We start from the raw sequence: 22,116 nt of genomic DNA on the forward strand, positions 1-22,116 counted from the left end.
GCTGTATATTGCCAGCCGATACACTATGGGAAATCGTGTCGAAAATGATGAATCCACTTTCAAAATTCAACAATTTCCCGAGAAATATTTACAAATTTCAAAGTGATATCGACAAAATTAGCTGGGAATCCTGACATTATACATAAAAGAAATCCCCTATGGAGAGCCATAGGGGATTTCTTTATTGCGAGGGTCTTACTAAAACAACTTCTTGATCCGTCCTGCGAGAGGAATAACAATCAATCCAGCAAGTACCACCTGCATGATGTTGCCCGGGATGGAGCCGAATGGCTGGATCCAGTTGCCGTAAAGGACGACTTCGGCAAAATAGTAACCTACAATCTTGATTAGCATCGCGACGATCACTGCGAGTGAGTAGACAACGACCTTCCTGCCTGGCATTTTTTCAGCCATCAGCCCTGCCAGATAGCCCATCAAACCAACGATGATGAATGTGAAAGGAGCCCACACAGCCCAGCCAGAGATCAGGTCAAACAGTCCCATTCCGAACGCTCCTGCGATTGCTCCTGTTTTTCTCCCAAAAACAAACGCGGCTATAAACAGAGGCACATTCCCAAGGTGGATCAAACCGCCATTTCCCATGATTGGGAGCTTGATGTTGATGAACATTGTCGCTACCACGGTCAACGCGATAAAAAGAGCATTGATTACAAGAGTCCTTGTTTTAGACATGCCTGTAGATGTAGAGTATGCTGCATTCATATAATTACCTCTTTCTTTATGATGTCCTTTTCGCAAGATGCCCTTCTATACGAAAATATTATTTTAATTACTATCATACTCCTTATTGAGAAGTTAATAAATACTTAAAAATATACTCACATACCGAATATTTGAAAATTCAAGTAAGGGCTTGTTTTGATATAGAAAAATTAAAATCACTGGTATAACCCATTGAACGTACATGTTACTTAAGAATTCCAGCTCACAACAAAAAAGCACCCAATGGATGCTCTTGAATATTAATGGAGCGGGATGGAAGAAACAAAATGCTGTAGAGGGATAATGTCCCTATAACTTTGTACATCTAAATTCACTCCTTTTTTTAACTATTAATGATCCAATTTAAAAAATCTCATTTGCCTTGCTATCATCCAGGGCAACAGCGCTGTCGAATGGATCATTAGAAGCATTGCTGTCATACTGAGCCAGGGCGCTGTTATTAGTATCGTTTGCAGAGCTGCTCTTTTCCTGGGAACCAGAAGTTTTCCCGTCGTAAACTGAATTGCTTCGACCCTGTGCAACAGCACTGTCATCTGGATTTCCAGAAGCGTTACTGTAATCCTGAGCAACTGCGCTATTGGTAGGGTTATCTGATGCATTACTGTCATCGATGGCTAGGGCCCCATCAGTGATGTAGCCAATCGCGATCTGCTCTGGTTCCTGCTCCTGCTTAAACCACTTTTCACCCTCCTTCTTTTTGTCGCATCTGTCTTTCTTTTTGGATTTTTTGCGGTCTTTTTCAGGATAATCCCACTGCGCCATTGGATACTTCATTTCTTTTTTTAAAATGGACAAACTGACCGATATATCTTTTAAAATGTAAAATGTACGTTTGTAGGAGGGGGATTCATCTAATTAGAGAGGAAACCTGAGAATGGTTACACATTTTATTAGTTTCCTATTGTCCAAGGCTTCCTTGACGTGTTAATATCAGAATATTAAAAATAATATGAAGTATATTGTCAAGGAGGATCGGTTCGGTTTTCATTCACCAGGAAAATACATAACTATTTTGTGAATTTGGGGAGGATGAAGGATGAAAAAGAGTTTGGCAGTTTTATTGAGCGGTGCGATGCTGATGCTTGCCGCATGCGGCGGAGGCGGTAATCAGGCGAGTGGAGAGAAGAAGGAAAAGACGGTGAAAATCGGGATTACCCAGATTGTTGAGCACCCTTCTCTTGATGCTGCGAGGGAAGGCTTTATCGCTGCGCTTAAGGATGCCGGTTATGAAGAAGGCAAGAACCTGAAGATTGATTACCAGAATGCCCAGGGTGACATGAATAACAATGCGTCGATCGCACAAAAGTTTGTTTCAGATAAAAGCGATCTGATTTTAGCGATTGCGACACCGAGTGCCCAGGCGGCTGTCCAGGCAACGAAGGATATCCCGGTCCTGTTCACTGCAATCACGGATCCTGTCGGTGCTGAGCTCGTCCAGTCCATGGAGAAGCCGGGCGGAAATACGACGGGAACCTCTGATACTCACCCTGATGCGATCAAGAATACCATCGCTGCCATCAAAAAGTTCATCCCGGGAGCAAAGAAGGTCGGAATTATTTACAACAATGGTGAACCCAATTCTGTGGTGAATGTTAAAAACGCCAAAGAAGCATTGCAAGCCGAAGGACTCGAAGCTGTGGAGTCCACGATTTCAGCAAGCTCTGAAGTGAAACAGGCAGCCGAGTCGATGGTTGGCCGTGTAGATGTCCTCTATATTCCAAAGGATAATACCGTCGTTGCGGCACTTGAGTCGGTGATCACAGTAGCGAATGATAAAGATATTCCGATGTTCGTCGGTGAAGGGGATTCGGTGAAACGTGGAGCTTTCGCCTCCTATGGACTCGATTATCATGAACTAGGCTACACCACTGGCAAAATGGCTGTGGAAATCCTCAAAGGAAAAAAGCCTGCAGACATTCCGGTTGGCTATCCGGAGAACCTGGAATTGGTCGTTAATAAAAAGGCGGCTGAAGAACAAGGAATCAAGCTTACAAATGACATGCTTAAAGACGCAAAAATCGTAGGGGAATAAGAGACGGAGCCTGCCGGACTGGCGGGTTCTTCTTGTTGTTTAGGAAATTATAAAAGTATTTTGTGTGGATAACTAGATATGGGAGTCTTAATCCAGCTCCAGCGCCTAGCCCCTCGAGACGCTTGGCTAGCTGCGGCTCCTAACTCCTCGAGACGTTTCGGTCCTGCCAATGAAGTCAAAGAACGACTTCACTGGCAGGCCCTCCAACGCTTGTCGGAGTTGGGCAGTCGCCTTCGCTTTTCGAATTGTCTAGTGTCGCCTCCTAGAAACTCTGAAACTTCAACTCCGCCGGCAGAAGCAAAAAGCGCTTCTTTGTCGGGGTCTCCAGTTTCTGCGTTTCTGGTCAGTCGGCTATACATTTCGATTTCGGTCCTGCCAATGAAGTCACTGTCAGGCCCTCCAGCGCTTGTCGGGGCTGAACAAGGCGCTTGCGCTTTTTGTTCTTCATCGGTGAGATAATACTATTTTCCCAATCAAAATGAAACAAAGTACCCTTCTAATCATACAGGCATTTTAATACTTTTTAATGATGTGTGAAAAAAGGAGGAGGGGTATGGTTTGAGAAGGAGCAAAAGGATTATGTCATTATTAATGGTTTTATTGTTGATGGTTCCTGTTGCCGCAAGAGCCGGTAATCTGGGCGGAGGTTCTTCGGGTGTTCCGGGCACCTGGTACCTGGGAGCGGACCCCGCCTGGATCGACCCGGCAAAATCGCCGATTGTCTTCATTCATGGTTACAACAGTTCGGCATCAATCTGGTGGGAAGGCAATGATATGTATGAGACCGCTCTGGCCAATGGCTATCAGACAGCATTCATTGATTTATATCCTGAAAAGGACATGTGGGAAAATGGCGCGATGCTCGCCGGAAAGCTGAAGCAAATTTATGAGCATTTCGGCAGCAAGAAACTGGTTGTGATAGGCCACAGTAAAGGCGGTGTGGACACACAGACTGCGCTCGTCCACTATGGCGCTCACCAGTATGTTTCAAATGTCATCACCCTGTCTTCGCCGCATCACGGCACCCAGTTGTCAGACCTGGCACACAGCAGTTCTGCCTGGTGGCTCGCTGCGTTGCTCGGAAACAATAATGATGCTACGCGATCTCTCATGACAGGAAATATGAGTTATTTCCGCAGTATAACCGATACCCACGCGAATGCAGCCAAGAACCGTTATTACACACTTGGCGGTTACAAATGGGGCTCATTCGGCAGTGCATTGTACTGGGGAGGGCTTTATTTAAGCAGTTTTGGCTCGAATGATGGGGTGGTTACGGTCTCCAGTTCCCGCTTGCCGGGCGGAACCATCGTCCGGGAAGGGGCCTGGAACCATACGACAGTCCGCGAAGGCTCCTATACATTCTCAGTGTTCAAACCATATACGATGTCGGCACAGCCAGCTGCTGCCAGTACATTTTCAACAGCAGAAGCAGTGGCGGAGCCTGACACAAGCCAGATTGTCAGAGGCGGGAAAGCAGAAAAATCCATCAGTGAGCGATTCATCATCGAGGAAGGGGCAAATCGGTTCCAGATGGCCTTCCTGAGTGAAAAACAGCTGTCATCACTGAAGCTGAAAGGCCCTGATGGCAAGGAATACAGCGCAGTGAAAATCGAGCAGGACAACGGTGACTTCTTCAAGGGGGCATGGGTGCACCTGTTTGAAGTCGACCGGCCAGCTTCTGGGAAATGGAAGGTAAACGGACCTGGCGCTGCCTACATGATGGTCGTCGGAATCAATAGCCCGCTTAGTGTTGAATTGAAAAAAGACAACAGCCAGAAGGTGAAAGCCTCATATAAAACAAATTGGATCAAATTCGAACATGACAATAAAAAGAAACTTAAAGAAGCTGGAAAAGGAGTGAAGGCAGGCAAAATTGCCGAGGGGGATTTTGATCAGCCAGGCGTATACAATCTGACGACAGAAGTCATCGGAGTTGACGGCAAAGGGAAGCCGTTCGAACGGACGATCGTTGAATCCATCTATGTGGACGAAAACGGAAAGATTCACAGATAGGGATGATGGCGGCTGGCATGCCCAGCTGCTTCTTGTTTGTGAAAAGGGATATAGACTGTTCTGCCTACTGCCAGTATCTGCGCTAAGTCTTAATGACTAATTTTTACAAAAATGATGGAGTGGCGGAGTTGTCGTCCGATATAGAAGATAAGCAGAGTTTTTTACACCAGGAGGAGAAAGCATGCACGTTTTGGATTTGATTGCCAGGATCAACAATCGTGTCGAGGAATTGGATTTTGCGGCTGCGAGAATGTATATGGAAGAGAACATTGAAATCCTTAATGAGAATCGCAGCCACTTAAAGTCGAATGCCAGAGAGTTGCTTGAATTTTTGACAAAGCGCATGGAAGCCGGCCAACAGCCGCTGTCAAGGAAGGACATGGCAGTCATCAATACCGTGAATAGCTATGCATCCAAATTCGATCTGCGAGGCTTGAAGGTAGTCGTTAAGGACCACTCGCTGCTGTTTTTGCGGAGCGATATCGAAGCGTACTTGAACACAGACGCGCGAATCATCCTCGAGGGAATGGGTGCGATTCCTAAGGCTGCAAGCTAAATAGATAAATAGATGAAATGTTGGCGGCCACTCGATTGAGGGCCGTTTTCTCTTTTATGTAGGCTCTTTTCTCAAACTTTGTTGTTATTGTCTACAAAATAGAATTGAAACACCTGAGATTATTCACACAATTAACACTTATGCTGCGAAAAGAGCTACCAAACTTAGTACCGACATACAAAATGGCTATTATCACGTTGAAATCGGGTTTAGGATTTTAACAACAATCTTTACGAAAACAGCCTTTATGAAACTTTCTCTCATGATTTCCCGTCTATCAAAAAGCGGAAATATTTTTCATCTCACCCATTACAGGATTTTGCCAGAAAATAGCGAATATAGACTTATTGGGATAAAAATAAAGCGTATTCACGTAGATAAATAGATATAAGGGGGAAATTTCAATGAGGGACCAGATGAATCCAACGGTTGATACAATACTGGGAAATATCGATAAAGTGATGACAGGCAAACGGAACGTGGCGGAGTTAAGCCTGATCGCGCTGCTTGCTGGAGGCCATGTCCTGCTTGAGGATGTGCCGGGTGTCGGCAAGACGATGATGGTGCGTGCTCTGGCTAAGTCTGTCAGTGCTAAGTTCAGAAGGATCCAGTTCACTCCGGACCTGTTGCCTTCAGATGTGACAGGTGTTTCAATCTACAATCCAAAAGAGATGGAGTTTGAGTTCAGGCCGGGGCCAATCATGGGCAACATCATCCTGGCTGATGAAATCAACAGGACTTCTCCAAAAACTCAGTCAGCCCTGCTTGAAGGGATGGAAGAGCATAGCGTCACGGTCGATGGCGTGACCCATATTCTCGACAAGCCGTTTTTTGTCATGGCAACACAGAACCCGATCGATTATGAGGGTACGTATCCGCTGCCGGAAGCGCAGCTAGACCGCTTTTTGCTGAAAATGAAAATGGGCTACCCGGCACTTGATGAGGAAATGGAAGTCCTTGACCGGGCGCAGCGCAATCTGCCAATCGAGGATTTGCAGCCGGTTGTATCGCTCGAAGATTTACGCGACCTGCAGCAGAGCATAAAAGAAGTCTTCGTCGATGAAACGCTCAAGCGCTATATTGTCGAACTGGCAAGCCGGACGCGCGGCCATTCAAGTGTCTATCTTGGCGTTAGCCCCCGTGGATCGATTGCCTTGATGAAGGCAGCCCAGGCGTACGCTTTCATATACGGCAGGGATTATGTCATTCCGGATGATGTACAGTATCTTGCGCCATATGTTTTCGCCCACAGGATCATTTTGAAATCAGAGGCAAGGTTCGAAGGGATCACCGCTGAGGATGTCGTCAACAGGGTGATGGCGAGAGTGCCTGTGCCGGTCCAAAGGCTCGTGAAATAGTATGAAAAAATATTTTCAAAAGTTCAACGAAATATGGAAGCTGATCGTTTTGCTGTTCCTGATCCTGGTCACCTTTTCGTATGCGATGTTCCAGGGCGGCTTTGTCAGCTGGTTCCTGTTTTACAGCTTCGTGCCATTCGGGCTGTATGCGTTGAGTCTTGCTTTGTATTCTTTGAGGGAAATAAAGGCTGAAAGAGTGTATACAAAGCAGGAGTACAATGCTGGCGAAAAGTTCAGGGCCAGCATTGTCCTTGAAAGAAATATCGCATTCCCGCTGTTTTACGCAATTGCTGAAGAACAGGCCGGGGAGACGCTTGCCGGGAACCGTGATCTGCAGCAGGCGAAGACAATGGTCTTCCCGGGATTCAACCGAGTTTTCAGCTTCGACTACTGTATTGAGAACCTGCCACGGGGTGAACATATCCTGACAGGTATCAAGCTTAAGACGGGAGATCCGCTCGGCTTGATCGAAAAGGAAAAATTCCTGCCCGCTGAAAACAGGATTCTTGTCTATCCGGCCTATCAGGATTTGGTTTACCGTCCCGTCGCCCATCATTTTGATCAGGGCATGACTGCCTCGAAGGAGCGTGTCCAGCGAGATACATCGATGGCCATTGGTATCCGTGAATACCAGCCAGGGGACCGTTTTTCCTGGATCAACTGGAAAGCGACAGCAAGGCGAAATGATATCATGACGAAAGAGTTTGAACAAAGGCAATCACATGATGTGACCCTATTGATGGACTGCGCGCCGGATGCCCGTTTTGAAGTGATCGTTTCTTTTACCGCTTCTGTCATCAGGGCGATTTTGCGCAAAGGCGCCCAGGTCGGATTGCTTACGTCGAGCAATGAGCGTGTGGCCTTCCCGGCCCGGGGCGGGGAGAGCCAGCAGCAGCAGCTACTGTACCATCTGGCCAAAATCCAGGATGGAAGTCCAGTCCCGTTCGATCGGGTTCTTGAAGCAGAAACCTTCCTGACACAGCAGAACAATTCTCTCATGCTGGTGACCGCCAAGCTGACGAAAGAGTTGATTGAAAAAGCAGCGTTCTATAACCAACGAAACGGATCGGTCAGTATATTCCTGATTAAGAATAGCCAGGAATCACTGTCGAAAACCGAAATAAACTTAAGGTCATCGGCAAATGCAAGGGGAATTCGCCTTGTAATGGTGCACGACGGCCAGTTTTCGGAAGCCTTCTCGGAGGTGAACAGAGGATGACAATCACGAAGCCCAAAAAAGATGCAGCGTTCTTTTTGTTATACATTTTCAGCTTTTTGCTGCTTTGGGAATGGCTGCGGCCTTTAAAGGAACTGACAGATACAGGCCATTTAAGTGTCTTCCTTGGCTTTGTGTTTGTTTCGCTGATGATGTCGTACTTCAACATGCCGGTTATTCCGGGAGGACTCGTGAAAATCATCATCATCCTTTATTCCGTCCACTTCATGTATTATGAAGGAACCTTTTTCAGCTTGGGATGGTTCGCCGAGCTGTTCAGCGAGCTCACGACAAATGCCATTTTAATTGTAAATGCAGACTGGACAGAGATCTCCAACGTGTTCCGGACATTGTTATTCTTCATCCTGCTCTGGCTGATGGCCTATCTGATCCAATATTGGCTGATCAACCGAAAACAAATCTTTGTGTTTTTCTTCATGACGCTTATCTATATCACGGTGCTTGACACGTTCACTCCATATGAAGCAGATGCGGCGATTGTCCGGACAGTCATTGCCGGGTTTGCAGTGCTGGGGATGCTGTCATATCACCGGATTGCCGATAAGGAACTGGTGAGGAAGAACCTCAACAGTGCAAAAAAATGGATGGTGCCTTTGGCGGCGATGATTATTTTAAGTGTGGGGATTGGCTATGCTGCCCCTAAGGCTGATCCAATCTGGCCAGATCCGGTCCCATTCATTACCTCCTATAATCAGGATTCCGGCGAAGGCAGCGGTGGCGTTAAGAAGGTTGGCTACGGAACGGACGATACAGCTCTTGGCGGACCGTTCATCGGTGACGATCGGATTGTTTTCACAGCCGAAGCAGATGGCCGGCATTATTGGAGGATCGAGACGAAAGATGTCTATACGGGAAAAGGATGGATTGCAGAGAAATCCGAATCGGCAGCGCCGGTTGAATTTTTACCTGAACAGGCAATCCCGATGCAGCCTTTTGATGCAGGTGTGAAAACAGAAGAGCGTTCCAGCAGGGTCATTCCGAAAATCCGGTACCCTCACCTTGTTTATCCGCTCGGGGTGAAACAAGTGGAGGCATCTGAAGGATACTCATCACTGCAATTCATGCTTGACCCCGAGACAGAGAAAATCACTTCACTGCCAGATGGACAATCAGGGTCATTCGGTCCGTACTCACTTACATTCGATTATCCAGTCTACAGTGTCGATAAGCTCAAGGCAGCTGGAAAAGAGGATATGGCAGGAGAGGAAAATGCGTATTTCCTCGCAAAATACACGCAGATACCAGAAGGGCTCCCTGAACGGGTAGTGAATCTGGCTGAGGAAATTACGAAGGATAAGCAGACCTGGCTTGAAAAAGCACAGGCAATTGAAAAGTACTTCCGTTCGAACGAATTTGTTTACGATCAAACAGATGTGGCTGTTCCGGCAGATGGCCAGGATTATGTCGATCAGTTCCTGTTCGATACACAACGGGGCTATTGCGATAACTTCTCCACATCAATGGTTGTCATGATGCGTTCTGTCGGGATTCCAGCCCGCTGGGTGAAAGGCTATACTGAAGGGGATTATATCGATACTCTTAAGAATGGCCGTCGGCTTTACGAGGTCACAAATAATAACGCACACTCCTGGGTGGAGGGATATTTTCCTGGTGTCGGCTGGGTACCGTTCGAACCGACCCAGGGATTTTCGAATAATGTACAGTTCGAGTACAGTAAGAAAAACGACACTCAAACCGATACACAGCAACCGGAAGAAGACGTAACGACCCCGGAGGCACCAAAGAAGCCGGAACTTCCGGAGGAACAGGCACAGGTCGACAAGTCAGAGGTCACTTTTTCAAATGGACTGAAAAATGCCGGTGCGTTCCTGAAGGATAACTTCGGGAAAATCCTGCTGACATTGCTAGTACTTGCCGTGTTCCTGGCGAGCATGTACAGGCTGCGCGGAAAATGGCTTCCGGCACTGTACATCCTTCTCTATAAGTACAAAAAGCAAAACAAGTACCTGGAGAAAGCCTATATCGCCCTGTTAAAACAACTCAGACGATACGGGCTTAAGCGTGAAGATGGCCAGACATTGCGCGACTACGCCTATTATGTGGATTCATTCTTCTCGACAAGCGATATGCGCAGGCTTACATCCAAGTATGAAGAGTATCTCTATCGCGGCGAATTGAATGAAGACATGTGGCAGGACGTGAAAAAGCACTGGGAAAACATGATCAGGAAATCTGGGGCTTGACCGCTAAAATATTATACTGATACAATGTGTGCAACTATATAGAATCAACCTTCATATATCCTCGATAATATGGTTCGAAAGTATCTACCAAATCACCGGAAATGATTTGACTATGAAGGCAGGCTTCTTTTTGTTCGTAACGGGCTGGAATCCTGCTTTCCTATTATTTCTGGAAGGCAGGACTCTGGCCTTTTTTATTGTCGAGCTTTCTGCGCCCATGCTTTTCTTTCATGCAAAAAAACGCGGCAACAAGCCATACTATTTACATAACCATAGGAAGTACCGCGTTTCTATTTTAAATGAGGTGAATTTATGAAACCCGAGCTCCAAGACCAGGAAATGATTGTAGTATTAGACTTTGGCAGCCAGTATAACCAGCTGATCACAAGGCGGATCAGGGAATTTGGCGTCTACAGTGAACTCCATCCGCACACGATTACAGCGGCAGAAATCAAGGAAATGAATCCTAAAGGCATCATTTTTTCAGGAGGCCCGAACTCTGTTTATGATGAGGGAGCCTTCCGATGTGATGAAGAAATTTTCGAGCTAGGCTTACCGATTTTGGGCATCTGTTACGGAATGCAGCTGATGACGATGCATTTCGGCGGGAAGGTTGAGAAGGCAAAGAACCGTGAATACGGAAAAGCCCTGCTGACTCTCCATAATCAGAACAAGTTATTCGAGGGGACGCCTGAAGAACAGGTAGTCTGGATGAGCCATGGCGACCTTGTCACCATGTCACCTCCGGGATTTTCTGTAGATGGAGTCAATCCATCCTGTCCGATTGCGGCAATGAGTGATGAGAGCCGTAAGCTTTTCGCGGTCCAATTCCACCCTGAAGTGCGGCACTCCATGTATGGGAATGACTTGCTGAAAAACTTTGTCTTCAAGGTATGCGAATGCGAAGGGAATTGGTCGATGGAAAACTTCATCGAAATCGAGATGGAGAAAATCCGCCAGCAGGTTGGGGACAAAAAGGTTCTTTGCGCGCTGAGCGGAGGTGTCGATTCTTCGGTAGTGGCCGTCCTGATCCACAAAGCGATCGGAGACCAGCTGACATGCATCTTCGTCGATCACGGTTTATTGCGTAAAGGTGAAGCAGAAGGCGTAATGAAAACTTTAGCTGAAGGCTTCAACATGAATGTGATAAAAGTAGATGCGAAGGACCGGTTCCTCAGTAAGCTGGAGGGAGTTTCGGATCCTGAACAGAAGCGGAAAATTATCGGTAATGAGTTCATCTATGTTTTCGATGATGAAGCGGAAAAGCTTGAAGGTATTGAGTTCCTGGCACAGGGAACATTGTATACTGATATTATCGAAAGCGGTACGGCGACAGCGCAGACAATCAAGTCACACCATAATGTTGGCGGGCTCCCTGAAGATATGCAGTTCAAATTAATTGAGCCATTGAATACATTATTCAAGGATGAAGTTCGTGCGCTTGGCACTGAGCTTGGCATGCCTGATGAAGTCGTCTGGCGCCAGCCATTCCCGGGACCGGGCCTCGGCATCCGTGTCCTTGGAGCCATTTCTGAAGATAAGTTGGAGATTGTTCGTGAATCGGACGCCATCCTGCGTGACGAAATCAAGAAGGCTGGCCTTGATCGTGAAATCTGGCAATATTTCACGGTCCTTCCTGATATCCGCAGCGTTGGTGTCATGGGAGATGCGAGGACATATGATTACACAATCGGCATCCGCGCAGTAACGTCCATCGATGGAATGACATCCGACTGGGCAAGAATTCCGTGGGACGTCCTTGAGATTATCTCCACAAGGATTGTCAACGAAGTCGATCACGTAAACCGGGTCGTCTACGATATCACCAGCAAACCGCCTGCAACCATTGAATGGGAATAAAATACGAACGATTATAAAAAACGGACATGAAAATGTTCGTTTTTTATATTGACTCAGGGCAAAAGTCCTGTTAGAATGAAGCTGAAATTAATAATTTGTCATAATTCGTCGTATAATATTGGGGATATGGCCCAAAAGTTTCTACCGAGCTACCGTAAATGGCTTGACTACGAGGTATAGAATTCATGGCTGGCAATCTCTATATTTTTTGCCGCTAGGACTTCCTTTTATTGCCTTTAGTCAACGCCCCGGTATCCCGAGGCGTTTTCTTTTTGGTCTTATTTCCCGAATTCTATTCAGGGGGAAAGAATTAATGAAGAAGTATTTTGAGTTTGATAAGCTCGGCACGAACTATCGCCGCGAATTCATCGGCGGAATGACCACGTTCCTTGCAATGGCGTACATCCTGATTGTGAACCCTAACGTACTTACACTTGCAGACATACAGGACCTGCCTGAAGCATTGAGGATGGATGCAGGTGCTGTATTCGTAGCCACGGCCCTTGCAGCAGCAGTAGGCTCCATCATCATGGGCTTGATTGGGAAATACCCAATTGCCCTGGCGCCTGGAATGGGCTTGAATGCCTTCTTCGCTTACACAGTAGTCCTAAGCCACGGAGCTCCATGGCAGCATGCGCTTGCAGCAGTTTTCATCTCCAGTGTGTTCTTCCTGCTGCTGACGATTACAGGCTGGCGCGAAAAATTGATCAACGCCATCCCGGTTGAACTGAAGCACGCAGTCGGGGCGGGGATCGGATTGTTCATCACATTCATCGGATTAAAAAATGCAGGAATCATCGTCGATAATCCGGCAACGCTTGTCGGACTGGGCGACCTGACAAACGCCCATACATTGCTTGCGCTTTTTGGTTTATTGATCACCGTCATCATGCTGACAAGAGGCATTCACGGTGCAGTATTCTTCGGAATCATCATCAGCGTCATCGTCGGCATGGTTTTTAATCTTATTGATACACCTGAAAAAGTAGTTGGCGCAGTACCAAGCGTAGCGCCAACATTTGGAGCAGTATTCACAGCATTCGGCGATCCGTCTTTCTACACATCGACCATGCTCGGAATCATCTTGACATTCCTGTTCGTCGACTTCTTTGATAACGCCGGAACACTCGTTGCAGTTGCCAATCAGGCAGGCTTGATGAAAGAGAACAAGCTGCCTCGCGCAGGACGTGCACTGTTCGCAGATTCAATCGCATCCCTTGTTGGTTCGATCTTCGGTACATCAACAACAACATCGTATATTGAATCATCTGCAGGGGTAGCTTCCGGAGCAAGAAGCGGATTCGCTTCTTTAGTAACAGCAGGATTCTTCCTGTTATCGCTATTCTTTTTCCCGCTGCTTTCAGTTGTCACTTCGGCAGTCACTGCGCCAGCATTGATCATCGTTGGTGTCCTGATGGTTTCTTCTCTTGGCAAAATCGAATGGAGCCGCTTTGAAATCGCAGTGCCATCATTCCTGACCATGATTTCAATGCCGCTGTCATCAAGCATCGCAACAGGGATCGCAGCCGGATTCATCTTCTATCCGATCACTATGATCGTCAAAGGAAAATCAAAAGAAGTCCACCCGATCATGTACCTGTTCTTCGTGATTTTCGTTCTATACTTTGTGTTTTTGACAGAATAAGTGTAAATCTCTGCAAATAAGAGAGCGACCAGGTATAAAACCAGGTCGCTCTCTTTAATTTATTACTTTGTTAATTTTTTGGCCACTACACTTGAATAGGAGCTGTAGACTTTCTTGCCGCTTACTGTACGATAAGCTCTCACTTTATAATAATATGTCTGACCCTTTTTGAGTTTTGTGTTGGTGTAGCTAGTGGTTTTTCCAGAAGTTACAGTTTTTACTAAACTGTATTTTCCTGATTTGGAAGTAGAACGGTATATCTTATAACCGCTAGCTCCATTGACCTTACTCCAGGAAACCTTAATGGAAGTGCTGCTTTTCTTATCAGCCTTTACCTTAGCAGGAACTTTAAGTGATGGCTTCGCACTAGCTTTGCTAGAGTATGAACTTACCAGCTTTTTACCATCAACCGTTTTATAAGCGACCACTTTATAGTAATAAGTTTTACCGGTTGTCAATCCGCTATTAGCGAAACTTACTGTATTTCCATTTGTTAATGTTGATACTTTGCTGTATTTCTTTGTGCTGGAATTGTAGCGGTACACTTCATAACCACTTGCCCCTGAAACCTTCTTCCAGCTGACGGTCAATTTATTGTAGTCTGAAGAAGTAACCTTTACAGATCCAGGTGCTGAAGGGTTCTTTTCATATTTTGCATAAACATTTGTATTATCAGTTATTGGCTTTGAGAAATCAAACTTTGTTTTAAAGCCTGAATCCTTATACCAGCCAATGAATGTGTAGCCGGATTTTGCAGGTGCAGATGGTGCTGCAACTCTGGCATCCTCAACGATTTCTGTTTCTTTGATGAGTGAAGTACCATTATAGAACTTGACTTTATATTTGGACTCACCACGGAAAATCTTCACTTCTTTAGTGGTTTTGTGACCTGCAACGTCAACTAGTTCAAGGATGAATGTGTTATCTCCAGGTTCCAGAGATAATTCAGTTGAGATATTTTTTGTAAGCCCGTTATTTGAGAAGTTCTCAAATGAGAATTCTTTACTGAACTCCTCGCTGCCATCCACATAATAGTGCAACTCCTCGAAGTTATCGGAAATAGTTGCTTTAAGGGTTACAGAATCCACATCTTTTCTAACTTTCTTTGGAGCATCGACAGAAATAACAGGTGCAGTTGTATCAACCAGGAAATCGCGAACAAGGTAATCGATTTTATTTCCTGCCACATCTGTACCATCAATTCGAATCTTATGGACTCCGTCTTCCAGTGTCAACTGAGTACGGAAATCGTAGCGTTTCTCATTTTCATTCCATACCAATTCAACTTGCTTACCTGCAACACTCAATTCGCGAATTTTTGATTCATCTGTCACATAGCCAGTTACTTCTATTTCATTAGAATCATACACACTAACAGCTTTTGGAGACGTAATGTGGATGTAAGGGATGGTTGTATCGTTTGCCCCTTCCACAACTGCTTCTCCAACATTTCCTGCATAGTCATATGCCACGACTTCAACAGTCGAACCAACTGCAGGAGTCTCGGTGAATTTGTATTCAGTAGCATCCCCTGCTAAAGGAAGATCCTTTTCCCCAAATACCGACTCGCCATTTAATAAGACATCATAATACGCAATACCAGAGCCATTTGCATCCGTCCCAGTAATGCTTACCTTATCTCCTTCAACGCTTGCAGTTACTTGCGGAGCGGCTGTGTCAACCAAAATAGGGAAGATAACCTTCTGTGCTTCTTTTCCTGGATAGTCAATAGTAGCCGCAACCTCATAAAAATATTGGCCATCTGCTACCAATTTGTTCTTAACTTTACCATCCCAAGCCATATTATCTTTCAGATAATAATCTGACCCAGTGCCATTGTTGTAATAATTCTTTCGGACAAGTTCCTCGGATTTGATTTTACGAAGAACATTCCCGTCCTTATCGACAATCTTGTATTCTACTGATGTTGCGTTCCTTAGGAATGATAGAATCGGAACAGCGTTATCATTCACACCATCTCCATTTGGAGAGATAGCAATCTTCTCTGATTTCGCAGAATTGTCAATAGGATTGATTCCCAGGAAGTTATAGTTCATATATCCTTTATCATCAACACCTGCTTCAGTGAGCATGCCAGTCCATCCGTAGAAGGAGTCAGCATCATTTCCATCATAAATCATAGAATCGATGACTGGTGCATCGTTCCAGTCGCCGTTGAAGCCTACATAAGGCACATTAAGTGTTGGTTTTTCGTCCTTTACATCTGTAAGTGTAACAAAACCTTCAACAAAATAGCCGTTTTCAAAAATAACGTCTAATGGAGCATTGTAGTACCAATCAATCGTATCAGAAAGGTCGACTGTTACAGCGACTGTTGAACTGCCGTTAGCAGGCACTTTTAATTCATCAACACTGAATGAAATTGGAAATTCCCCAGTCCAAGGAGCATCATCTGATATAGTACCATCTTTATAAATTCCTTGAGATTCTAACTGATCATAGATTAAGCCTGTAGTTTGGTCCTGCACAGCTAAATCCGTCAAGACATTACCGCTTACTTGATAGGTTACTTCTTCATCAGAGAAGTTTTCTGCTTTTAAAGTGAAGGTAGCCTTGTTATTTTTGATTTCCTTTAAAGTAACCTTTGCTTCGTTTGTTGCAGTATTGGTAACAACAACTGGTGTGCTCAGTGCGGCATGCAATTGCATCAGTCCTGCACCTTGACGGCGAGGAGAGTATGGGTTATGGCTATAACCGCTGTTATAAGGTCCCTTATCCTCTACCACTTTACCAGTATTCATCAGAATATTCTTGGCCATATTGACTCTTGCGGCACCTTCAAGGTTTGCAAAGTCTTCTTTCACTCGCTCAAGAACTAAAGCTGATCCTCCGGCAACGTGTGGAGCTGCCATTGAAGTACCACTCATTACGCCGTATTTATTGTTATTTAATGTAGAATAAATGTTTCCGCCTGGAGCTGTAATTTCTGGCTTGAAATCCAGGTTAGGTGTGACACCCCAAGATGTAAAGTCAGACATTTGGTCAGCTGTAGGGTTGACCGAAGTGACTTGGTCTCCATTAAATTCAATTGTTACTACGGTACCTTTTTCTAGTTCTTGTTTTAATGCTTCTCCATCCGTTTTTAACATGAAGAGTTGGGGAATCTTAATTGCTGGTTCTGTGGCCATGCTGACAAAACCGTTTGTGTTATTGAAAATTATAGCTCCAGCAGCACCGGCAGCTTGTGCATTTAATGTTTTTTCCACAAAGGTAAGGTCTCCGCGGACAATCAATGCATATTTACCTGTAAAGTCTTTACCTTCGAAATCTGATGGTTGACCCTTACCGGCATATAAAATCTCAAATTTCTTTTGTGATTGCTCATTAGGGTCTACTGAGCTTGCAGAAAGGAAAGGAGCTTTACCAGTTTCAGTTTCCCCGAATGAATAAGTAATAGCTGAAAGATCAATGAAGCTGTTTTCAAGAGATGCTACTTGCAGTGAGTTTGTTGATAGACCAGGAGCGCCTACAACTCCTTTGTCGGGGTTGGAAGCATATGGATCGGAATAACCGCTGCCAATGTGATTTGAGTTACCTGCAGAGATCGACATCAATACGCCATTATCTACAGCTCTTTGTACCGCAACTTGCTCTGGGTCTTCGGGTAAGACGAATGCGCTTGTAGAACCTAAACTCATATTGACTACATCTGCATCTAATGCGATTGCATCATCGATTGCCTTAATGATCAAGTCGCTCCATGTAGATGGCATTTCTGGGTCATTACCGAAAACTTTAAGGCCGAGGATTTGGGCCTCAGGAGCAACACCTTTAATTCCGCCTTCTTCTTCGTTTCCATTCGCGCCTACAGTACCAGATACGTGCATGCCATGCATCGAAGCATCTGGTCCAAGGTCAAGAATTTGATTGTTTTCATCGTAATAGTTATAACCATATGGAACTTTCGCGGTGTAGTAATTTCCAGGCAGACCTTGATCTTTTGCCGCTGCTTCTACTTTCACCTTAGTCCATGCTGCTTTGTTCTCATCAGTTAAGATCATGTCTTTATGGCTTGGGTCGATTCCGGTATCAATTACTGCAACAACCATACCTTCACCTTTATAGCCATAAGAATCCCATGCTTTTTGGGCTTCCACGATTTCTTTGCTGTACTTCATATCTGGCTTGATTTCTGGGCGCTCATATTCATGTGCGATTGTTACCTTCGCAACTCCGTCTACATTCTTGATTGCTGGGATTTGTCCATATTCTACAACCCCGCTGAATCCGTTGAAAGTAGTTGAGAAGCTTTGTTTGAATTGCATCTTAATAGCTTTTTTTGCCATTTTAGATTTAACGTTCGCCTGTTTTTCTTTTACTTGCTTTTGGAGTTTTTCCTTTACAGACTTTGAAAGGGTGCTGTATTTCTTGCCTTGTTTCGTTGCGTATGTAACGGCGGGATCACCGTCAACTTCAACGATTACACGTACCTTATCGGTTTTTTTATAGGACTCCTCTTTTTTCTTCACCTTAGTTTTGGTGTTCTTATGTAGTTCTTTTGATGTTTGGCTAGTCTTAATTGTTTTGTTCGATTTTGGCAAATTTACACTTGCGGCTGAAGCAAAGCTAGAGAATACCAGTAAAAAAATCAAAAATAACGGTAAAATCTTTTTGATGTTCAATGTTTTTCCTCCTTTATTCTGAAATTAAATAAGACTAGTAAATTAGTATGTTAATAAACTAGCCACAAGGGAAAAAATACCTCCTTTTCTAATTTGTATGGTATAAACCTTCTTAATTTTAATTCCGAATATAGCAAATAATCAATATATTTTTAATATTATCAAAATAATTCATTCGACAAAAAAGGGGCTTTGTTTGTCGTTTTTGCTAGTGTAAGTATTGGTTGCATAATTCCAACGTATTTTGATATTTTGCTTAACGCTCTCTGGTTTGACTTCTAAATCCTCCTTATATACGATATTCCCATAGAACAAGCTGAAACGGGGAAACGGCATGGACAGAATCGAAGTGAAAAAAGGATTGAACAATAATGTCTTGATTGCTGATCATCCCACATTCGGGGAAGTCATCCTGATCGGCAAGGGCATCAGTTTTAACCGGAAAAAGGGAGATCTGATAGAAGAGGGCCAGGCAGAGAAAATGTTTGTCCTTAAGGATGAAAAAGAGCAGGCAAACTACATTAAGCTATTGCCATTCGTTCAAAATGACTTGCACGAAGCCATCATATCTTCTATTGAATTAATCAAAAAACGGACGCCTGCCCAGCTTAATGAACACATCCATGTCGCATTGACGGATCACTTGATGTTTGCGGTGACGAGGATTTCGAAGGGGATGGAGTTCAAGAATCCATTTTTGGTCGAAACAAAGACACTGTATCCGACTGAATTTGAAATTGCCAAAGAAGTCGTGCAGCTCATCAAGGATCGCTCGGGGATTGAACTTCCTGATGGGGAGATAGGCTTTGTTGCCCTCCATATCCATAGCGCCATCATGAATCGAAGCCTGTCAGACGTGAACAAACACTCACAGCTTGTGACGAAACTGGTAAAAATGATTGAAGAAAATCTGGATATCGAAATCGATAAAGAAGGCATAGATTATACGAGGCTTGTGCGCCACATACGTTTCACGATCGAGAGGGTCAATAACGGCGAAGAAGCAGAAGAACCGGAAAAATTTGCAACCCTCTTGAAAGAGGAATACCCTCTGTGTTACAATCTTTCGTGGAAACTCATTAAAGTGATGCAGCAGACCTTGAAAAAACAAGTATGCGATGCTGAAGCCGTGTATCTGACGATGCATCTTCAAAGGCTTCAGAAAAAAGTTAAATAAGCAGTTATTTCTTACGTGTTACTGATTCGATCAGGCATGAGTAAAGAATGTAATTGAAATGGAGTTTTATGGGTAATATATCCGTATGCTTCTTTCTAAACATCTTTCTCATGCCTTTTTTATTTGTTTTTTTACTGTTTGTAACCGCTTTAAGAGAAAAAATAACAGGAGGTCTTCCTATGTTTAAGAAAGCTTTTGGTGTTCTTCAAAAAGTAGGTAAAGCGCTAATGCTTCCAGTCGCATTGCTTCCAGCTGCAGGTATTTTGCTTGCTCTTGGTGCTGCGCTTCGTAACCCTGCTTTACTGGAGCTTGCTCCATTTTTAGATAACAGCGGCGTCGATCTGGTTGCTGCTGTCATGCAAAAAGCCGGAGATATTGTCTTCGGGAATCTGCCGCTATTGTTCGCGGTTGGTGTAGCTGTTGGTTTAGCGGGCGGTGAGGGAGTTGCCGGTCTTGCGGCCATTATCGGTTACCTGATCATGAACGTAACAATGGGTACTGTTTTAGGTATTACTCCAGATGATGTCAACGGACTGAACTACGCAAGTATTCTTGGTGTTCCGACACTCCAGACAGGAGTTTTCGGCGGTATCATCGTTGGTATCATTGCCGCTGCTCTTTACAATAAGTTCTTTGAAATTGAATTGCCATCTTATCTTGGCTTCTTCGCAGGAAAGCGTTTCGTTCCGATCATTACAGCGGGAACAGCCATTCTGCTTGGTCTGGCAATGCTTGTCATCTGGCCGCCAATCCAAAACGGCCTGAATGCATTCTCACAGAACATGGTTCATGCAAACTTGACTTTATCAGCATTTATCTTTGGTGTGGTTGAACGTTCATTGATTCCATTTGGCTTGCACCATATCTTCTATTCACCATTCTGGTATGAGTTCGGCCAATATACTACATTGGCTGGCGACGTTGTCCGCGGTGACCAGAGGATCTTCATGGCTCAAATTGGGGACAATGTACAAGATTTGACTGCTGGTACATTCATGACTGGTAAATTCCCATTCATGATGTTTGGACTTCCAGCAGCAGCTTTGGCGATTTATCACGAAGCACGTCCTGAAAGAAAAGTAGTAGTCGGCGGTTTGATGGTATCAGCTGCATTGACTTCATTCCTGACAGGGATCACAGAACCTCTTGAGTTCTCCTTCCTGTTCGTAGCTCCTGTATTATTCGGGGTTCACGCAATTTTTGCCGGTCTATCGTTTATGACGATGCACCTTTTGAACGTTAAAATCGGTATGACTTTCTCTGGTGGTCTTATTGACTACATTCTGTTTGGATTGATCAACCCGCAGACAAACGCATGGATTGTTATTCCTGTAGGTTTAGTGTTCGCGGTTATCTACTACTTCGGTTTCCGTTTCGCCATCCGTAAATTCAACCTGATGACACCAGGTCGTGAAGAGGTTGAAGAAGGTGAGGAAGAAAGTGGAGCTAAAGGTCAAATTAGTGATCTTCCATATGAGGTCCTTGATGCAATGGGCGGAAAAGAAAATATCGCTCATCTAGATGCATGTATCACAAGGCTACGTGTGTCAGTGAATGATATTGGCAACGTCGATAAAGACCGCCTGAAAAAACTGGGTGCTGCCGGAGTCCTTGAAGTCGGCAACAATATCCAGGCAATTTTCGGCCCGCGTTCTGAGACAATCAAAGGACAGATGAGAGACATCATGAACGGTAAAAGGCCTCGCCCGGTAGAAACGAACCAGGCAACAGAGGTTGAACAGCAAATTGAAGAAGTAAATCCAGAGGCATTGCAGACTCACCATGACGCAGATTCTGCAGCTGAAACATTCGTTTCTCCTATTAAAGGGGAAATTAAACCAATCACAGAAGTTCCTGACCAGGTATTCTCCGGAAAAATGATGGGTGACGGTTTCGCGATCGTACCTGCTGAAGGTACAATTGTTTCACCGGTAGACGGAAAGATCGTCAACTTGTTCCCGACAAAGCATGCAATCGGAATCCTGTCCAACTCTGGACGAGAAATCCTTATTCATGTGGGTATTGATACAGTTAATCTGAAGGGACAAGGATTTGAAACGCTTGTTTCTGAAAATGATACTGTTACAAAAGGACAGCCGTTATTGAAGGTGGATCTTGATTACATCAAGGAAAACGCAACGTCTATCATTACTCCAATCGTATTCACTAACCTTGCTGAAGGGGAAAGCATTGTCATCAATAAAGAAGGCAATGTAGATGTGAAGGACGAGAATATCATTATGATTTCTAAATAAGATAAATTAACCAGCCGGTCTCCTGAATGGAGATCGGCTGGTTTTTTATATTCAGAAGGAAAGTGAAGAAGTGAAATGTTTCCCAATTATTTCAAGGTATAATCATGTTGACTCTGTGCATGTCCGATGATAGTATATAGAAACAGTCGCGAACAGGTTAACACCGTTTTGATGATGAAAAAATAAAATCAAAAAATCTGTTGACATTCAACGCTGTGATGTGATAAATTATTAAAGTCGCTTCTGAGCGGCGCGCACGATTTGCTCTTTGAAAACTAAACAAACAAGCGTCAACAAACAATATTATCATGCTTCTATTATAGAAGACATGAGCCAACGTTTTAACTTTTATGAGCTAACTCATAACTCTTTTTTGGAGAGTTTGATCC

13 protein-coding genes and 2 riboswitches are annotated in these 22,116 nt (G+C 44.5%); of the genes, 10 read left to right on the forward strand and 3 right to left on the reverse strand.

The genetic code is table 11. From position 1 onward, the window contains the following. Positions 1–198: 198 nt before the first annotated feature. Both ACNAZ4_RS23205 and ACNAZ4_RS23210 read right to left on the reverse strand, forming a co-directional pair. A complete protein-coding gene (locus tag ACNAZ4_RS23205) occupies positions 199–723 on the reverse strand; it encodes an ECF transporter S component (protein WP_415818567.1) in 525 nt (174 codons plus the stop codon). Between the two features lie 363 nt (positions 724–1,086). After that, the gene (locus tag ACNAZ4_RS23210) at positions 1,087–1,506 is read right to left on the reverse strand and encodes a hypothetical protein (RefSeq protein ID WP_415818569.1); all 420 of its coding nucleotides are present in this window, start codon (positions 1,504–1,506) and stop codon (positions 1,087–1,089) included. 274 nt (positions 1,507–1,780) lie between these two features. Here ACNAZ4_RS23210 and ACNAZ4_RS23215 point away from each other — a divergent pair, with 274 nt between their 5' ends. From ACNAZ4_RS23215 to ACNAZ4_RS23250, 8 genes are all read left to right on the forward strand, one after another. Then, complete coding sequence (locus tag ACNAZ4_RS23215) at positions 1,781–2,776, forward strand: ABC transporter substrate-binding protein (protein ID WP_415818571.1); 996 nt, start codon at positions 1,781–1,783, stop codon at positions 2,774–2,776. 579 nt (positions 2,777–3,355) lie between these two features. Next, positions 3,356–4,792, forward strand: a complete 1,437-nt coding sequence (locus tag ACNAZ4_RS23220) for an esterase/lipase family protein (RefSeq protein ID WP_415818573.1) — start codon at positions 3,356–3,358, stop codon at positions 4,790–4,792. Between the two features lie 181 nt (positions 4,793–4,973). Further along, positions 4,974–5,348, forward strand: a complete 375-nt coding sequence (locus ACNAZ4_RS23225; protein ID WP_415818575.1) for a hypothetical protein — start codon at positions 4,974–4,976, stop codon at positions 5,346–5,348. Between the two features lie 404 nt (positions 5,349–5,752). Further along, the gene (locus tag ACNAZ4_RS23230; protein WP_415818577.1) at positions 5,753–6,706 is read left to right on the forward strand and encodes an AAA family ATPase; all 954 of its coding nucleotides are present in this window, start codon (positions 5,753–5,755) and stop codon (positions 6,704–6,706) included. Between the two features lies 1 nt (position 6,707). After that, the gene (locus tag ACNAZ4_RS23235) at positions 6,708–7,925 is read left to right on the forward strand and encodes a DUF58 domain-containing protein (protein WP_415818579.1); all 1,218 of its coding nucleotides are present in this window, start codon (positions 6,708–6,710) and stop codon (positions 7,923–7,925) included. Continuing rightward, a complete protein-coding gene (locus ACNAZ4_RS23240) occupies positions 7,922–10,147 on the forward strand; it encodes a transglutaminaseTgpA domain-containing protein (RefSeq protein WP_415818581.1) in 2,226 nt (741 codons plus the stop codon). Before ACNAZ4_RS23235 ends, ACNAZ4_RS23240 begins: the two co-directional genes overlap by 4 nt. A gap of 31 nt (positions 10,148–10,178) precedes the next feature. Further along, a riboswitch (purine riboswitch) is annotated at positions 10,179–10,280 on the forward strand. Positions 10,281–10,459: 179 nt separating this feature from the next. Then, positions 10,460–12,007: a glutamine-hydrolyzing GMP synthase gene (gene guaA, locus ACNAZ4_RS23245; protein ID WP_415818583.1), complete on the forward strand. Its 1,548-nt coding sequence runs from the start codon at positions 10,460–10,462 to the stop codon at positions 12,005–12,007. Between the two features lie 88 nt (positions 12,008–12,095). Continuing rightward, a riboswitch (purine riboswitch) is annotated at positions 12,096–12,197 on the forward strand. Between the two features lie 123 nt (positions 12,198–12,320). Then, positions 12,321–13,652 (forward strand): NCS2 family permease, encoded by a 1,332-nt coding sequence (locus ACNAZ4_RS23250; protein ID WP_415818585.1) that lies wholly within the window; start codon positions 12,321–12,323, stop codon positions 13,650–13,652. Between the two features lie 62 nt (positions 13,653–13,714). Here ACNAZ4_RS23250 and ACNAZ4_RS23255 read toward each other — a convergent pair whose 3' ends face one another. Continuing rightward, positions 13,715–18,295 carry a S8 family serine peptidase gene (locus tag ACNAZ4_RS23255; protein WP_415818587.1) on the reverse strand — a complete coding sequence of 1,527 codons (4,581 nt, stop codon included), beginning with the start codon at positions 18,293–18,295 and terminating at the stop codon, positions 13,715–13,717. A gap of 334 nt (positions 18,296–18,629) precedes the next feature. On the opposite strand from ACNAZ4_RS23255, the gene glcT reads away from it, so the two are divergent. Both glcT and ptsG read left to right on the forward strand, forming a co-directional pair. Next, on the forward strand, positions 18,630–19,472 hold the full coding sequence (gene glcT, locus ACNAZ4_RS23260) for a glucose PTS transporter transcription antiterminator GlcT (RefSeq protein ID WP_415818589.1): 843 nt from the start codon (positions 18,630–18,632) through the stop codon (positions 19,470–19,472). Positions 19,473–19,651: 179 nt separating this feature from the next. Next, positions 19,652–21,727 (forward strand): glucose-specific PTS transporter subunit IIBC, encoded by a 2,076-nt coding sequence (gene ptsG / locus ACNAZ4_RS23265; protein ID WP_415818591.1) that lies wholly within the window; start codon positions 19,652–19,654, stop codon positions 21,725–21,727. Positions 21,728–22,116: the final 389 nt, after the last annotated feature.

It is taken from the genome of Mesobacillus thioparans, from assembly GCF_965138835.1.
GTDB lineage: Bacteria > Bacillota > Bacilli > Bacillales > Cytobacillaceae > Mesobacillus > Mesobacillus thioparans.

Coding starts and splice junctions, on each gene's coding strand:
- ACNAZ4_RS23220 (WP_415818573.1), top strand. CDS start 3,356: ATGTCATTATTAATGGTTTTATTGTTGATGGTTCCTGTTGCCGCAAGA.
- ptsG (WP_415818591.1), top strand. CDS start 19,652: ATGTTTAAGAAAGCTTTTGGTGTTCTTCAAAAAGTAGGTAAAGCGCTA.
- ACNAZ4_RS23210 (WP_415818569.1), bottom strand. CDS start 1,506: ATGGCGCAGTGGGATTATCCTGAAAAAGACCGCAAAAAATCCAAAAAG.
- ACNAZ4_RS23225 (WP_415818575.1), top strand. CDS start 4,974: ATGCACGTTTTGGATTTGATTGCCAGGATCAACAATCGTGTCGAGGAA.
- guaA (WP_415818583.1), top strand. CDS start 10,460: ATGAAACCCGAGCTCCAAGACCAGGAAATGATTGTAGTATTAGACTTT.
- ACNAZ4_RS23250 (WP_415818585.1), top strand. CDS start 12,321: ATGAAGAAGTATTTTGAGTTTGATAAGCTCGGCACGAACTATCGCCGC.
- ACNAZ4_RS23215 (WP_415818571.1), top strand. CDS start 1,781: ATGAAAAAGAGTTTGGCAGTTTTATTGAGCGGTGCGATGCTGATGCTT.
- ACNAZ4_RS23235 (WP_415818579.1), top strand. CDS start 6,708: ATGAAAAAATATTTTCAAAAGTTCAACGAAATATGGAAGCTGATCGTT.
- ACNAZ4_RS23230 (WP_415818577.1), top strand. CDS start 5,753: ATGAGGGACCAGATGAATCCAACGGTTGATACAATACTGGGAAATATC.
- ACNAZ4_RS23205 (WP_415818567.1), bottom strand. CDS start 723: ATGAATGCAGCATACTCTACATCTACAGGCATGTCTAAAACAAGGACT.
- glcT (WP_415818589.1), top strand. CDS start 18,630: ATGGACAGAATCGAAGTGAAAAAAGGATTGAACAATAATGTCTTGATT.
- ACNAZ4_RS23240 (WP_415818581.1), top strand. CDS start 7,922: ATGACAATCACGAAGCCCAAAAAAGATGCAGCGTTCTTTTTGTTATAC.